Source organism: Mesorhizobium sp. (genome assembly GCF_005063415.1).
Classification (GTDB): Bacteria; Pseudomonadota; Alphaproteobacteria; order Rhizobiales; family Rhizobiaceae; genus Mesorhizobium.
Genome location: NZ_SUEG01000013.1, coordinates 8,372 through 21,883, shown reverse-complemented (window position 1 = coordinate 21,883; position 13,512 = coordinate 8,372). Strand labels below are relative to the sequence as shown.

Genomic DNA, 13,512 nt, shown 5'->3' with positions numbered 1-13,512 from the left:
ATCCGTTACGGCCGTCTTGGAATCGCATAAGAAAGCTGGGACTTCGTCCAGGGATTAGCCATGCCGCGCATTGCCTATGTGAACGGGCGCTACGTCGCTCACGCCGAAGCTTCCGTGCACATCGAGGACCGTGGCTATCAATTCGCCGACGGCGTCTACGAGGTCTGCGAGGTGGCACGAGGCTTCATCGTCGACATGCCGCGCCATCTCGCCCGATTGAACCGCTCACTTACCGAACTCTCGATCGATTGGCCGATCACGCGCGGCGTGCTGCCGCTCGTCATGCGCGAGGTGGTGCGCCGCAACCATGTCATCGACGGCCTGGTCTATGTCCAGGTGACACGCGGTGTCGCCAGCCGCGAGTTTTTCTTCCCGCCGGCGGGCACGAAGCCGTCGCTGGTGGTGACCGCCAAAAAAGCCGATCCTGCAGCTGCCGCGAAGCGGGCCGAGAGCGGGATCCGGGTTATCACGGTGCCGGAGAACCGCTGGGATCGGGTCGATATCAAGTCGGTCGGCCTGCTGCCGAACGTGCTGGCCAAGCAGAAAGCCAAGGAAGCCGGCGCTCAGGAGGCCTGGTTCGTCGATGTCGACGGCACAGTCAAGGAAGGTGGATCGTCGAACGCCTGGATCATCACAGGGGATGGCGTGCTGGTGACACGGCCTGCCGAGCACGGCATCCTGCGCGGCATCACCCGCACGACGCTGTTCGATGTCGCCGCCAAGCTCGGCCTGAAGATCGAGGAGCGCGGCTTTTCGGTTGCCGAAGCCAAGGCCGCGCGCGAGGTTTTCATCAGCTCCGCCACCACGATTGCCATGCCGGTGGTGGCGATCGATGGCGCTGCCGTCGCCAACGGCCACCCGGGCTCGATAACAGTTTCATTACGGCAGGCCTTTTTTGACGTTGCGGAAAAAAGTCCAGCCTGATAACCGCACAGATGGAATGAACATCAATATATCTCGTTCTGCTTGTCGTTACTGACGGCAAGATGGTGTTTGCGTGCTTGACATGTGCCGGCTAATTTGGCGCATTGGCCTGCAAACCGAAGGGGATCGGCGAAAGACAAGAACAATGGCGGAACGATCGCAAAATCTTCAGGACCTGTTCCTGAATTCAGTTCGCAAGAGCAAAAACCCACTCACCATCTTTCTCATCAACGGCGTGAAGCTGACCGGCGTGGTCACTTCGTTCGATAATTTCTGCGTTCTGCTGCGTCGCGACGGCCATTCCCAGCTTGTCTACAAGCACGCTATTTCCACGATCATGCCGAGCCAGCCGGTTCAGATGTTCGATGGTGAGGAAAGCCAGGGCGCCTGATTGGCACGTGAGAAAGACGCGGACCGCAGCGTTCGCGGAAAACCAGCACATCAGACCGGGACAGAGGCCAACGGTCCGACCCGGGCGGTGGTCATCGTGCCGGTGCTTACCCGGCAGCCGCGTGGCGACGACGATACCAATCGCCCGCGCCTGACCCGTTCTGCCGAGGCCCGTCGCGACGAGGCGGTCGGCCTCGCGAGCGCCATCGACCTTGACCTGGTCCACACGGCGGTGGTGACCGTCAACGATCCACGTCCGGCGACCTTGCTCGGCAGCGGCAAGGTCGCGGAGTTCGCCGAGATCGTCAAAGAGGGCCACGCGGAAGTGGTCATTGTCGATCATCCGCTGACCCCGGTACAGCAGCGCAACCTCGAAAAAGAGTTGAACGCCAAGGTGCTCGACCGCACCGGGCTGATCCTGGAGATTTTCGGCGAGCGCGCCCGCACCAAGGAAGGCACGCTGCAGGTCGACCTTGCCCATCTCAACTACCAGAAGGGCCGCCTTGTGCGGAGCTGGACCCATCTCGAGCGCCAGCGCGGCGGCGCCGGCTTTCTCGGCGGCTCTGGCGAGACCCAGATCGAGTCGGATCGGCGTGTGCTGCAGGACAAGATCACCAAGCTGAAGCACGAGCTCGAAACCGTGCGCCGCACCCGCGACCTGCACCGCGCCAAGCGCAAGAAGGTGCCGTTTCCGGTGGTGGCGATCGTCGGCTACACCAACGCCGGCAAGTCGACGCTGTTCAACCGGCTGACCGGAGCAGGGGTGCTGGCGGAAGACATGCTGTTTGCCACGCTCGACCCGACGCTGCGCCGCGTGCGCCTGCCGCACGGAACGCCGATCATCCTTTCCGATACGGTCGGCTTCATTTCCGACCTTCCAACGCATCTGGTCGCGGCCTTCAGGGCGACGCTGGAGGAAGTGGTCGAGGCAGACCTCGTAATTCATCTGCGCGACATCTCCGATCCCGATACTGCCGCGCAGGCCGAAGATGTCGAGCGCATCCTTGCCGATCTCGGCGTCGATGCCCGCGATACCAAGCGCGTCATCGAAGTGTGGAACAAGATCGACCGGCTCGACGAAGGCAACCGGGCGCGGCTACTTGCCGACGGGGCTGACGGCAAGAAGACGCCGCCGATCGCCATATCGGCGGTTACCGGCGAGGGCATCGATGCGCTGAAGGCGATCATCGAGACGATGATGTCGGGCGAACTGGAGACGTTCACCGTCACGCTCAAGCCCGACCAACTCGGCGTCGTCGACTGGCTTTACCGCAACGGCGACATCGTCTCGCGTGATGACAATGAGGATGGCAGCGTGACCATCGCGCTCAAGGCCACGCACAGCGCTCGGCAAGAGATTGAAAGCCGATTGCGTCGTCAAAACAACGGGTAGGGGCGTTTACTTCGCGCTTTTTGCCTGCTGCCAGAGCGCTTCCATCTCGTCCAGCGTCGCCTCTTCGAGGCTGTTTCCCGACGCTTGCAGCGCCTGCTCGACATAGTGGAAGCGCGACCGGAATTTTCCGTTGGTGCCGCTGAGTGCCGCTTCGGAATCAATTTTGAGGTGCCGGCCGAGATTGACGACCGCAAACAGCATGTCGCCGAACTCGTCCTTGATCGGCGCGCTGTCGCCGTTGGCCAGCGCTTCGCGCAACTCGCCGATCTCCTCCTCAATCTTTTCCAGGATCGGTGCCGCCTCGCTCCAGTCGAAGCCGACGCGGGCGGCCTTTTCCTGCAGTTTGAGCGCCCGGGTCAGCGCGGGTAGGGCGACCGGCACGCTGTCGAGAAAGCCCTTGCCATGGTCTTCCGGGTCGAGTCCACGGGCGAGGCGCGCACTGCGCTTCTCCGCCTTTTCCTCTGCCTTGATCTTTTCCCACATGCCCTTGGCCATGCCGGCGCTGCGCGCCTTTTCGTCGCCGAAAACATGCGGGTGGCGGCGGATCATTTTTGTGGTGATGGCCTCGACCACGTCACCGAATGAAAATTCGCCGGCCTCCTCGGCCATTTGCGCGTGGTAGACCACTTGCAGCAGGAGATCGCCGAGTTCATCGCGCAGATCGTCCAGGTCGCCGCGCGCGATGGCGTCCGCCACTTCGTAGGCTTCCTCGATCGTGTATGGCGCGATTGTCGAAAAGTCCTGCTCGATGTCCCACGGACAGCCGGTTTCCGGCGCCCGCAGCGCTGCCATGATCTCGATCAGCCGGGAAATGTCTTTCGAGGGTTTCATCAGGCGAACGCTATCCTGTACCCGGCCGCGCGGCCAACGGCTTCAGCCGGCGAGGGCGTCTTGTCCACAGATGGGCGGCCAGACCATGATCCGAAAGTGGAAGCCGGTTTCCGGAAAAGATCCTAACTAGCAAAAAGTATCAGTCGAGCACGGAGACGATCGCCTTGGCGAGCGCATCCATGCCGTCCTCGGGCAGGCCGGCGACGTTGACGCGGCTGTCGCCGACCATGTAGATGGCATGCTCGGCGCGCAGCCGCTCGACTTGCGCTTCCGACAGGCCAAGCCGGGAAAACATGCCGCGATGGCTGGCGACGAAATCGAAACGGTCGGAGTTGGACTGCCGCCGCAGCGCCTCGGCGAACTGGACGCGCAGCCGCAGCATGCGCAGCCGCATCTCCTCAAGCTCTGCCTCCCAGTCGGAACGCAATGCCGGGTCTTCAAGCACGATGCGCACCGCCGCAGCGCCGTGGTCCGGCGGCATCGAATACATGGCGCGCGCCGCCGACAGCATCTGGCCCATCGCCAAATCCGCCTGCGCGCCGTCTTTCGCCATGATCAGCGCTGCACCGACGCGGTCGCGATAGACGGCAAAGTTCTTCGAGCAGCTCGAGGCAACCACCATTTCCGGAACTTTTGCCGCTAGCATGCGCAAGCCGGCGGCATCCGCATCAAGCCCCTCGCCAAAGCCCTGATAGGCGATGTCGACAAAGGGCAGCAGGCCGCGCTCAACGACAAGATCGGCAACGGCAGCCCATTGCGAGATGTCTAGATTGGCGCCTGTCGGGTTATGGCAACAGCCATGCAACAATACGACGTCGCCAGGATTCGCGGCTCTCAATGCATTCAGCATGTCGTCGAAGCGAACCGCACCAGAAGCAGCGTCGAAATAGGGATATTCGCGTATCTGCAGGCCAGCGGCGCGCAACACCGGCATGTGGTTCGGCCAGGTCGGATCCGACAGCCAGACCGTCGCGTCGGGGCGGGTCCTTTTCAGCAGCTCTGCCACCAGCCGCAGCGCGCCGGAGCCGCCGGGGGCTTGCGCCGCACGAATGCGCGTCATGTCGGCGGTTGGGCCGAACACCAATCTGGCCATCGCCGCGTTGAAGGCGGTATCGCCGGCAAGGCCGAGATAGGTCTTGGTATCCTGGCCTTGCAGCAGCCGCTTTTCGGCTTCGCGCACCGCGCGCATCACCGGCGTCTTGCCCTCGCGATCCTTGTAGACGCCCACCCCAAGATCGACCTTGTCGGGACGCGGATCAGCGCGATAGAGGCCGATCAAGGCAAGGATCTTGTCGGCAGGCGCGGGCTGGAGATTTTCGAACATCGATAAGGTTCCGTTGGCGGCGGAGTGATACGCAAACCGGCCGTGCTTTGCCAGCAGTTTCATATGCGCCAACTCGGCGTCGGGTTTGCCTCGAGGGCGGCCAATACTATCTGCCGCGCGAGGGCAGGCGCGATATCTCCCAGGAGAGAGCACGGCGAGCCGCCCAAGAAAATTCGGGGAAAGCGGGATTAAAATCACGACCTGCTCCGTAAACAGGACATGAAACGGCCGATGCCACGCTTCGATATTCTGGGACAGCTCGGTTCGCTGCGCCGCTATGCACGCTCGCTGACGCGCGACAGCGCCGATGCAGAGGATCTGGTGCATGATGCGCTGGTGCGTGCCTATGAGCGGCGCAGCAGCTTCCACTCCGGCGGAAATCTTCGCGTATGGCTGCTGTCGATCGTCCATAATGCATTCATCGACGGCCTGCGATCCCGCAGATCCGAAGCAATGCGCATTGAACAGGCCGGCTATCTCGCCGAGGCCAGTGTCCAGGCTCCGCAGGAACATTCAGTCCGTCTGGCACAGGTGCGCGATGCTTTTTTCATGTTGCCGGAAGAGCAACGTTGCGCGCTGCATCTCGTCGCCATCGAGGGACTTAGCTACAGCGAGGCTGCCGAGGTCAGCGGCGTGCCGCTGGGGACGCTGATCTCGCGCATCGGCAGGGCGCGTGCGGCCCTGCGCGAGATGGAGGACGCGGTGCCGGCACGCGCGAAAGGCCATCTGAAGATCGTCGGAGGTCGATGATGAACCAACTGCGCGATCCCGTGACCGACACCGATCTCGACACCTATGTCGACGATCAGCTGGACGTGGCTCGTCGCATCGAGGTCGAGGCGTTCCTTTCGGCCCGCCCGGAAGCGGCCGCGCGGGTGATGTCCGACCTACGGATGCGTGACGAATTGCGCGTGGCGCTTGCCGGATCGAAAGGCATGGCGCGTCCCGCGACGGCCGATGCTGCACGGCGGCTGGAACGGGGATTGGCGCGCGGCCGTGTCCTTGGTGCTTTGCAGCGGGCGGCGGCAGTCGCTGTCTTCGTCGCCGCCGGCTGGCTTGCGAACGGGCTCATCGGGCCGATGTCGGTGACGAAAGTCGTCGCTTCGACCCATCCGCCCGCCTATGTAGAAGAGGCGGTGCGGGCGCACCGGACGACACTCATGCGCGAGGCGATGTCGTCCCAAACCGCGGCACCCGGCTACAACGCCGATGAAATCCGCGCTGCCACTGCGATCGTCATGCCGTCGCTGCCAGCGGAATGGACGGTCCGTGACGTACAGATCTACCCATCGCAGTTCGGCCCGAGCGTCGAGATGGCAGTCGAGACAAGGGAGATGGGACTGGTCTCGCTGTTCGCCATACGGCCCGGCACATTCGACGTCGTCGGGCCGACCGTCGTTCCCTCGGGCGAGGTTTCCTCGGCCTATTTCCAGATCGGCGAGGTCGCCTACGCGGTCGTCGCACGTAGCGACATCCAAGGCATAGATCTCACGGCCGAAGCGCTCGCCAAAACGCTTTATTGATCGACCTTCAAGAAGGAGAACCACATGAACAATCTCGGATATATCGGGGCCGGAGCCCGAGCCGGAGCCGTCTACGACGAGGGCCTGCGCCGGCACATGCTGCGCGTCTATAACTACATGGGCCTTGGCCTCGTCGTTACGGGCGTGATCGCGTTCGTGGTGGCTTCCACGCCCGCCCTTTACGTGCCGATCTTCTCCACCCCGCTGAAATGGGTGGTGATGCTGGCACCGCTGGGCTTTGTGCTCTTGTTCTCGTTTCGGATGCAGACGATGTCGGCACCCGGCGCCCAGGCGATGTTTTGGGCGTTCTGCGCGGTCATGGGCCTCTCGCTGGCTTCCGTGTTCCTGGTCTTTACCGGCACCAGCATCGCGCGCACCTTCTTCATCGCCGCCACCATGTTCGGCGCGACCAGCCTTTACGGCTACACGACCAAACGCGACCTGACGCAGTTTTCGTCGCTCCTGATCATGGGCCTGATCGGCGTGGTGATCGCCAGCATCGTTAATATCTTCCTGGGCTCGACCGCGCTCCAGTTCGCGATCTCGGTGATCGGCATCGCCGTCTTCATCGGTCTTACCGCCTGGGACACCCAGACTATCAAGGAGCAGTATGCGGAAAACTTCGGTGCGGAATCACAGCAGAAACTCGCTGTCTTCGGTGCATTCTCGCTTTATCTGAACTTCATCAACATCTTCCAACTGCTGTTGAACTTCACCGGCGAGCGCGAATAGCCGGCGTCGGACCACGGCCGGAATTGGATATCATGGACAGAAACGATCAGCAGGCGATCGGACACCTCTTCGAGAAGTTGGCAAATGTCGAGCGCCAGGCGCCGCCGCGCGATGCCGAAGCAGAGCGCTTCATCCAAGATCAGATCACCCGGCAGCCTGGGGCGCCATATTACATGGCTCAGACGATCGTGGTGCAGGAGCAGGCCCTGAACGCAGCTCAGGCGCGCATCGAAGAAAACGCAACAACACGTTTCGCGAAAGCCAGGTCGTTTTCGCCTGGAGCACGATCAAGGTCCTGCGCTCGCGCGCCAGTGAACGCGCACGCGAGGGTGAGGGCAAGACTTGCAAGCAGCGGGAGTGTGTTCATGATTCGCAACCCTAGCATGCCCGTTGCCCCCAGCGCTGTTGCGAATGTCTAAGAGTGACCGGTCTGATCTCGCCGCCAACGGATGCTATAGGCTTCAGTCGCATAAGATAGATTATGGAACTGGCATGGCCGATTGGATGTGGCGTGAAGATAGCACCTCGCGAGATCCAACTCGGGAACCCACGCCGTAAAAACCTGGTCCTTCACGCTGATTCGTAAGGGATTTCGATCGTCATGCCGTCATAGGCGGGCTCGACGTTGGCCGGCGTCTCGGCCATTACCGTGGCGTAGTCGAGCGGCACATGCATATGCGTCAGCACCGCGTTCTTCGGCGCCAGTCTTTCGATCCAGCCAAGCGCCTGGCCAAGCGACAGATGGCTCGGGTGGACGGTGTATTGCAGCGCGTCGATGACCAGCATGTCCAGCCCGCGCAAACGCTTGGCGGTCGCGTCCGGAAAGTCGCTGACGTCAGGGCAATAAGCCAGCCCGCCGATGCGGAAACCCAGCGAGGTGATGTCGCCATGGAGCTGCAGCAGCGGTTCGAGGGTGAGGGTGCCGCCCTCGCCCTCGATCACCACTGGCCTGTCGTGGTCGATGATATGGGCGTTGACGATCGGCGGATACGAACTGCCTTTCGGTGTTTCGAAACAGTAGCGGAACGCCTCGCGTAAGCGCAGCATGGTGGCTCGATCGGCATGGATATCGATCCGGTGGCGCTGCTCGAGCACGAAGCCGCGCAAATCGTCGATGCCGTGGATATGGTCGGCATGCGGATGTGTATAGACCACCGCATCGATGCGCTTGACCGATGCCAGCAGCATCTGCTCGCGGAAATCCGGGCCGGTGTCGATGACGACCGTGGTCCGGGCGCCATTCGGCGCGATCCGCTCGACAAGCGCTGCGGTGCGCGTGCGCCGGTTCCGGGGATTCGCGGGATCGCAATTGCCCCAGTCGCCGGTGATGCGTGGCGTGCCCGGCGATGAGCCGCAGCCGAGGACGGTAAGACGCAGCCGGTCGCTCATGCGTCAGAGGCCCGGCGCGCTCGGGCGCGGCATTTTCCTGAACAGCCGGAAAAAATTATCCGTGGTGATATCAGCGATCTCGGCCTCGCGGACGCCGACCGTCTCGGCCAGTATCTTGGCTGTATGCGCAACATAGGCAGGCTCGTTGCGTTTGCCGCGGAACGGTATCGGCGCCAGATATGGCGCATCGGTTTCGACCAGCAGACGGTCGCGCGGCACATCGGCGGCGACGGCGCGCAGCTCGGCGGAGTTCTTGAAGGTCAGGATACCGGAAAACGAAACGTAGCCGCCGAGCGCCACACCGATCTCGGCTAGCCTGCGCCCAGACGAAAAACAGTGCAGGATGAAGGGGAAGGCGCCCTTCCCTGTTTCTTCTTCGAGGATCTCAGCCATGTCGTCGTCGGCGTCGCGCGAATGGATGACCAGCGGCAGACCGGTCACGCGCGCCGCGGCGATGTGGGTGCGAAAGCCCTGCGCCTGTGCGTCGCGCGGCGCATGATCATAGAAATAGTCTAGCCCGGCCTCGCCGATCGCCACCACTTTGCGATGAGCAGAGAGCCGGACCAGATCATCGACAGTGACATCAAGCTCTTCGGCCGCATTGTGCGGATGGGTGCCCACCGAGCAATAGACCTCATCGAAAGTCTCGGCAATCTCAAGCACTTGGCTAAATCGCTTCACCCTCGTCGAGATCGTCACCATTCGGCCGATGCCGGCCGTAAGGGCGCGGGCGACGATGGCCGCCCGCTCTTCGGCGAAATCCGGAAAGTCGAGATGGCAGTGACTGTCGACCAGCATCAGGCGCTTGTATCCGTTTGCTCGACATAGCGTGGAAATACCGGTTCCGGCGCCGGCAGCGCCGTACCGGATACCAGCGCGTGATCCTCGGCGACATTCGCGAAATCGCGGCTGTCCGCCGGCACCGCCAAAAGGTCGAGCAGCTTTGCCGCCGACTGCGGAATGAAGGGCTGGCACAGCAACCCGACACGCCGGATCACCTCAGCGGTCGTCCACAGCACCGTTTCCATGCGCGCCGGATCGGTCTTCTTCAGCGCCCATGGCTCCTGCCCGGCGAAATAGCGGTTGGCTTCGGCCACCACGCCAAAGATCGCCGCCAGAGCAAGGTGGATGCCCTGGTCGGCCATCGTCCTGCGCGCCGTGACAAGGGCGGCATCGGCCTGATCGAGGATCGCCTTGTCGGCGTCGCTCAATTCGCCACGTTTCGGCACCACGCCGCCGCAGTTCTTGGCAATCATCGACAGCGAGCGCTGCGCCAGATTGCCGAGATCGTTGGCGAGGTCGGCATTGGTGCGGTTGACGATGGCATCATGGCTGTAGCTGCCGTCCTGGCCGAACGGCACTTCGCGTAGGAAGAAATAGCGCACCTGGTCGAGGCCGTAGTGCTCGATCATGGCGAACGGGTCGATGACGTTGCCGACCGACTTCGACATTTTCTCGCCGCGGTTAAACAAAAAACCATGCGCGAACACGCGCTTCGGCAATTCGATGCCAGCCGACATGAGGAAAGCCGGCCAGTAGACCGCGTGGAAGCGGACAATGTCCTTGCCGATGACGTGGGCGTTTGCCGGCCAGAAAGACCATCTCTCATTGGCCGGATCCGGATAGCCGGCGGCGGTGATGTAGTTGGTCAAGGCGTCGACCCAGACATACATCACATGCTTCTCGTCGCCCGGCACCGGGATGCCCCAGTCGAACGTGGTGCGCGAGATCGACAGGTCCTTCAGGCCAGACCTGACGAAGCTCATCACCTCATTGCGCCTCTCGGCAGGACCGACGAAATCGGGCTGGTTTTCGTAAAGTGCCAAGAGCCTGTCCTGATAGGCGGACAGCCGGAAGAAATAGCTCTCTTCCTCGACCCATTCGACCGGCGTTCCCTGCGGCCCATAGCGGACATTGTCGGCACGGACTTCGGTCTCTTCTTCGCCGTAATAGGCTTCGTCACGCACCGAGTACCAGCCGGCATAGCCACCCTTGTAGACGTCGCCATTGGCCGCCATCGCCTTCCAAATCGCCTGCGAGGCCTCGTAGTGCCGCTTTTCGGTGGTGCGGATGAAATCGTCGTTGGAGGCATTGAGCGCGACGGCCATGCGCTCGAAATCGGCCGAGTTGCGGTCTGCCAGCTCGCGCGCCGAAATGCCTTCCCTCTTCGCCGTCTGCAGCATCTTGATGCCGTGCTCGTCGGTGCCGGTGAGAAAGAGCACGTCCTTGCCGTCGAGCCGCTGGAAGCGGGCCAGCGCGTCGGTGGCAATCAGCTCGTAGGCATGGCCGATATGCGGTTTGCCGTTCGGATAGGAAATCGCCGTCGTGATATAGAATTTGCCGAATGACATGGATGAGCCGTCATGAATGTCTGAATGAAAGATGTCGCGGTGAGATATCGCATCGAAACGGCAATTGCCATCCGACGCCAATGTGGTGGATTCGAAGTTCCTGCCATCGATTGGGATCAACGCTCAGGGACATCAAAGCCACGCCAGCGGCCGTCACATTCGCATTGCAGAATTCAGGCGGTCGATCATGGTCAGGGCGTGCTGCTTCTTGTCGAGATTGTAGGTCTCGGTTTCAGATATAGCGTTCAAAGCCTCGTGCCAAGTATCCGACAGCGTTTTGGCCCGGGCCAAATCGCCGGCCAGCGCGGCCTGGCTGGCGCCGGCCGACAGCAGATCAAGCGCACGACGATTGAAGATCTCGAACTGGATTGCCTGGTCGCGCCCGGCGACCGCCTCCGCAAGACGGTAGGCGCCGGCGACATCTACCTTTTTGGCCATCACCAGGGCGTCGAGGGTGGCGGCGATTTCAAGGCCGCCATACTGCGTCAACAGGATCGCATTGCGCGCGCTGCCCCCTGCCCGCTCCGCCAGCGCCGCGCGCGCCGCAGGATCCTCCGGTGGCGGCGGCTCGATGCCCTCCAGAACCGTCATCAAGCTCTCGGCATCGAGCGGCGCCAACCGCACCATCTGGCAGCGCGACCGGATCGTCGGCAGCAGACTGCCCGGCGCATGGACGATGAGGATGAACAAGGTGCGCGCGGGCGGCTCTTCAAGATTCTTCAGCAAGGCATTGGCAGCATTGGTGTTCATGTCGTCGGCGGGATCGACGATGACCACCCGGTAGCTGCCGTCGTGCGACGTCAGCGACAGAAAACGGCTGACCTTGCGAATCTCATCGACGGTGACCACTGTCTTGAAGCTCTTGGTCTTGTCGTTTGCGGGGCGCGTAAGATGCAGCACCGAAGGATGCGCGCCGGTGGCGATCTGGCGAAACAGCGACGAAGCCGGATCGGGAACCGCAAGGTTCTCCGGCGCCTGCTCGAAGGCCGGGTGCTTCAACAGATGATGCGCCAGGTGAAAGGCCAGAGTCGCCTTGCCGATGCCAACCGGTCCGGCAAAGATCAGTGCGTGCGGCAGCTTTCCCGAGCGGTAGGCGTTGGCAAGCATGTTGGCCACCTGCAGGTGACCGACAAGACGCGGCGTCTCGGATGGCTCGGGCACCCCGTCCAGCGTATCGTGCTGTTCGGGCGCGATGCGTTCGAAAATCATGCCGGCGCCGCCTGCCTTCTTTGCGCCGGCATCATCCTCTCGAGAGCCGCGAAGACCGTGGCGGTAACGACATCCTCCACCGCATCTAGGTCGGCTGACGCATCGACGACGACGCAGCGTTCGGGTTCAGCTGAGGCGATCGCGAGAAACGCCTCGCGCCGGCGTTGGTGGATGGCCAATGTTTCCTTCTCGAAGCGGTCCGGTCCGTCACTGCTGCCCCGCCGGGCGGTAGCGCGCCTCAGGCCCTCGGCGGGGTCGATGTCGAAGATCAGTGTCATGTCCGGCACCATGCCGTTGATGGCGACCTTCTCCAATGCGTCCATGAATGCCGGGTCTAGGCCGCCGGTGACGCCCTGGTAGACGCGCGAAGAATCCATGAAGCGGTCGCAAAGCACGACCGAGCCGCGCTCGACTGCCGGCCGGATGACCTGTTCGACATGGTCGGAACGCGCAGCGGCGAAAAGCAGCGCTTCCATCTTGGGGCCGAACGGCTCGGCCGCGCCTGAAAGCAGGACATGCCTGACCGCCTCCGCGCCCGGCGAGCCACCCGGCTCACGCGTCACCAGCACATCGTATTTCTTGGCGCGCATCTTCCTTGCCAGCCGCTCGATCTGCGTCGACTTGCCTGCTCCTTCGCCGCCTTCAAAAGTGATGAAAAATCCGCGCGCCAAAGCCGTTGTCCATACTTCGGGGACCGTATAGTCCCGGCGGGAAAAAAGGTCCACCGTGACGGTGCTAACGCAGCCAGCCGACGGCCAGTTCCTTGGCGGCATCGAGCGCGCGCTGCGGCAGCGAACCGACACCGATCGACTCGGCGGCAAACAGCGGCGTCTCCTGGCTCAGCGTATCGCCGATCCAGACGCGCAGCGCACCCACCGGCTGCCCCTCCTCCACCGGCGCTGCAACCGGTCCGTCATAGACGATCCTGGCGGTGAGCTTGTCGCGGTTGGTGATCGGCAGGAATATCTGCACCGGTCCTTTTGCCTTTAGCGCGACACCGGACTTGGCGCCGCCAAAGACCTGGGCTTCGCCAACCACTTCGTCCTTGGCGAATATCTCCGTCTTCTCGAAGGAGCGAACGCCCCAGTCGAGCAGCTTTCGCGCTTCCTCAGCACGCTCGCGATCGTTTGCCAGGCCGCTTATCGCCGCGATCACCCTCGTGCCATTGTGGCTGACGGAGCCGACGATGCCGAAGCCGGATTGCTCGCTGGCGCCGACCGCGAGCCCGTCGGCGCCTATATCCATGGCCAGGAGCGGATTGCGGTTCCTCTGGGAAATCTTGTTCCAGGTAAAATCCTTCTGGCCGTAATAGCGGTAGAGATCCGGGTAGTTGCGCCAGATATGCAGGGCCAGAAGCGCGAGTTCGCGAACGTTCGTTTGCTGCCCATCGGCCGGCAGACCGGTGGAATTGACGAAGGTCGATTTCTGCAAGCCGATCTGGCGGGC

The 13,512-nt window shown here is 62.5% G+C and carries 15 protein-coding genes; 7 read left to right on the top strand and 8 right to left on the bottom strand.

What is annotated here, in order from left to right; genetic code table 11:
* Positions 1–60: 60 nt before the first annotated feature.
* The 3 genes from E5W70_RS06085 to hflX all read left to right on the top strand — a co-directional run bounded on the left by E5W70_RS06085 (position 61) and on the right by hflX (position 2,707).
* On the top strand, positions 61–924 hold the full coding sequence (locus E5W70_RS06085) for a D-amino-acid transaminase (RefSeq protein ID WP_292655270.1): 864 nt from the start codon (positions 61–63) through the stop codon (positions 922–924).
* A 145-nt stretch (positions 925–1,069) separates the two neighbouring features.
* Positions 1,070–1,315, top strand: coding sequence for an RNA chaperone Hfq (hfq, locus tag E5W70_RS06080; protein WP_006202172.1), 246 nt, complete (start codon positions 1,070–1,072; stop codon positions 1,313–1,315).
* Positions 1,316–2,707, top strand: coding sequence for a GTPase HflX (hflX, locus tag E5W70_RS06075; RefSeq protein WP_292655268.1), 1,392 nt, complete (start codon positions 1,316–1,318; stop codon positions 2,705–2,707). It abuts the gene before it with no gap.
* A 6-nt stretch (positions 2,708–2,713) separates the two neighbouring features.
* Here hflX and mazG read toward each other — a convergent pair whose 3' ends face one another.
* The gene (mazG, locus tag E5W70_RS06070) at positions 2,714–3,538 is read right to left on the bottom strand and encodes a nucleoside triphosphate pyrophosphohydrolase (protein WP_292655266.1); all 825 of its coding nucleotides are present in this window, start codon (positions 3,536–3,538) and stop codon (positions 2,714–2,716) included.
* A gap of 139 nt (positions 3,539–3,677) precedes the next feature.
* Positions 3,678–4,862 (bottom strand): amino acid aminotransferase, encoded by a 1,185-nt coding sequence (locus tag E5W70_RS06065; RefSeq protein ID WP_292655263.1) that lies wholly within the window; start codon positions 4,860–4,862, stop codon positions 3,678–3,680.
* Between the two features lie 231 nt (positions 4,863–5,093).
* On the opposite strand from E5W70_RS06065, the gene E5W70_RS06060 reads away from it, so the two are divergent.
* The 4 genes from E5W70_RS06060 to E5W70_RS06045 are packed head-to-tail and all read left to right on the top strand — an operon-like array spanning position 5,094 to position 7,536.
* Complete coding sequence (locus E5W70_RS06060; RefSeq protein WP_292655260.1) at positions 5,094–5,612, top strand: sigma-70 family RNA polymerase sigma factor; 519 nt, start codon at positions 5,094–5,096, stop codon at positions 5,610–5,612.
* The gene (locus tag E5W70_RS06055) at positions 5,612–6,385 is read left to right on the top strand and encodes an anti-sigma factor (RefSeq protein ID WP_292655258.1); all 774 of its coding nucleotides are present in this window, start codon (positions 5,612–5,614) and stop codon (positions 6,383–6,385) included. Before E5W70_RS06060 ends, E5W70_RS06055 begins: the two co-directional genes overlap by 1 nt.
* Before the next feature lie 24 nt (positions 6,386–6,409).
* Positions 6,410–7,117, top strand: a complete 708-nt coding sequence (locus tag E5W70_RS06050; protein ID WP_292655255.1) for a Bax inhibitor-1/YccA family protein — start codon at positions 6,410–6,412, stop codon at positions 7,115–7,117.
* Positions 7,118–7,149: 32 nt separating this feature from the next.
* Entirely contained in the window at positions 7,150–7,536 is a 387-nt protein-coding gene (locus E5W70_RS06045) for a DUF2076 family protein (protein WP_292655253.1), read from the top strand.
* Positions 7,537–7,687: 151 nt separating this feature from the next.
* Here E5W70_RS06045 and E5W70_RS06040 read toward each other — a convergent pair whose 3' ends face one another.
* The 6 genes from E5W70_RS06040 to E5W70_RS06015 all read right to left on the bottom strand — a co-directional run.
* A complete protein-coding gene (locus E5W70_RS06040; protein ID WP_292655250.1) occupies positions 7,688–8,506 on the bottom strand; it encodes an MBL fold metallo-hydrolase in 819 nt (272 codons plus the stop codon).
* A gap of 3 nt (positions 8,507–8,509) precedes the next feature.
* A complete protein-coding gene (locus tag E5W70_RS06035) occupies positions 8,510–9,304 on the bottom strand; it encodes a TatD family hydrolase (RefSeq protein ID WP_292655247.1) in 795 nt (264 codons plus the stop codon).
* A complete protein-coding gene (metG, locus tag E5W70_RS06030) occupies positions 9,304–10,857 on the bottom strand; it encodes a methionine--tRNA ligase (protein WP_292655244.1) in 1,554 nt (517 codons plus the stop codon). Before metG ends, E5W70_RS06035 begins: the two co-directional genes overlap by 1 nt.
* A gap of 153 nt (positions 10,858–11,010) precedes the next feature.
* Positions 11,011–12,066, bottom strand: a complete 1,056-nt coding sequence (locus E5W70_RS06025; RefSeq protein ID WP_292655241.1) for a DNA polymerase III subunit delta' — start codon at positions 12,064–12,066, stop codon at positions 11,011–11,013.
* Positions 12,063–12,737, bottom strand: a complete 675-nt coding sequence (gene tmk, locus E5W70_RS06020; protein WP_292655239.1) for a dTMP kinase — start codon at positions 12,735–12,737, stop codon at positions 12,063–12,065. The genes E5W70_RS06025 and tmk overlap by 4 nt, the downstream gene beginning before the upstream one ends.
* Positions 12,738–12,801: 64 nt before the next feature.
* Positions 12,802–13,512, bottom strand: a 711-nt coding sequence (locus E5W70_RS06015; protein WP_292655236.1) for a D-alanyl-D-alanine carboxypeptidase family protein, incomplete at its 5' end; no start/stop codon positions are given.

Bases quoted from the DNA above. Each gene is read 5' to 3' on its own strand.
- E5W70_RS06065 (WP_292655263.1), bottom strand. From the start codon at position 4,862: ATGTTCGAAAATCTCCAGCCCGCGCCTGCCGACAAGATCCTTGCCTTG.
- E5W70_RS06035 (WP_292655247.1), bottom strand. From the start codon at position 9,304: ATGCTGGTCGACAGTCACTGCCATCTCGACTTTCCGGATTTCGCCGAA.
- E5W70_RS06060 (WP_292655260.1), top strand. From the start codon at position 5,094: ATGCCACGCTTCGATATTCTGGGACAGCTCGGTTCGCTGCGCCGCTAT.
- hfq (WP_006202172.1), top strand. From the start codon at position 1,070: ATGGCGGAACGATCGCAAAATCTTCAGGACCTGTTCCTGAATTCAGTT.
- E5W70_RS06085 (WP_292655270.1), top strand. From the start codon at position 61: ATGCCGCGCATTGCCTATGTGAACGGGCGCTACGTCGCTCACGCCGAA.
- mazG (WP_292655266.1), bottom strand. From the start codon at position 3,538: ATGAAACCCTCGAAAGACATTTCCCGGCTGATCGAGATCATGGCAGCG.
- E5W70_RS06045 (WP_292655253.1), top strand. From the start codon at position 7,150: ATGGACAGAAACGATCAGCAGGCGATCGGACACCTCTTCGAGAAGTTG.
- E5W70_RS06025 (WP_292655241.1), bottom strand. From the start codon at position 12,066: ATGATTTTCGAACGCATCGCGCCCGAACAGCACGATACGCTGGACGGG.
- E5W70_RS06040 (WP_292655250.1), bottom strand. From the start codon at position 8,506: ATGAGCGACCGGCTGCGTCTTACCGTCCTCGGCTGCGGCTCATCGCCG.
- metG (WP_292655244.1), bottom strand. From the start codon at position 10,857: ATGTCATTCGGCAAATTCTATATCACGACGGCGATTTCCTATCCGAAC.
- E5W70_RS06055 (WP_292655258.1), top strand. From the start codon at position 5,612: ATGAACCAACTGCGCGATCCCGTGACCGACACCGATCTCGACACCTAT.
- E5W70_RS06050 (WP_292655255.1), top strand. From the start codon at position 6,410: ATGAACAATCTCGGATATATCGGGGCCGGAGCCCGAGCCGGAGCCGTC.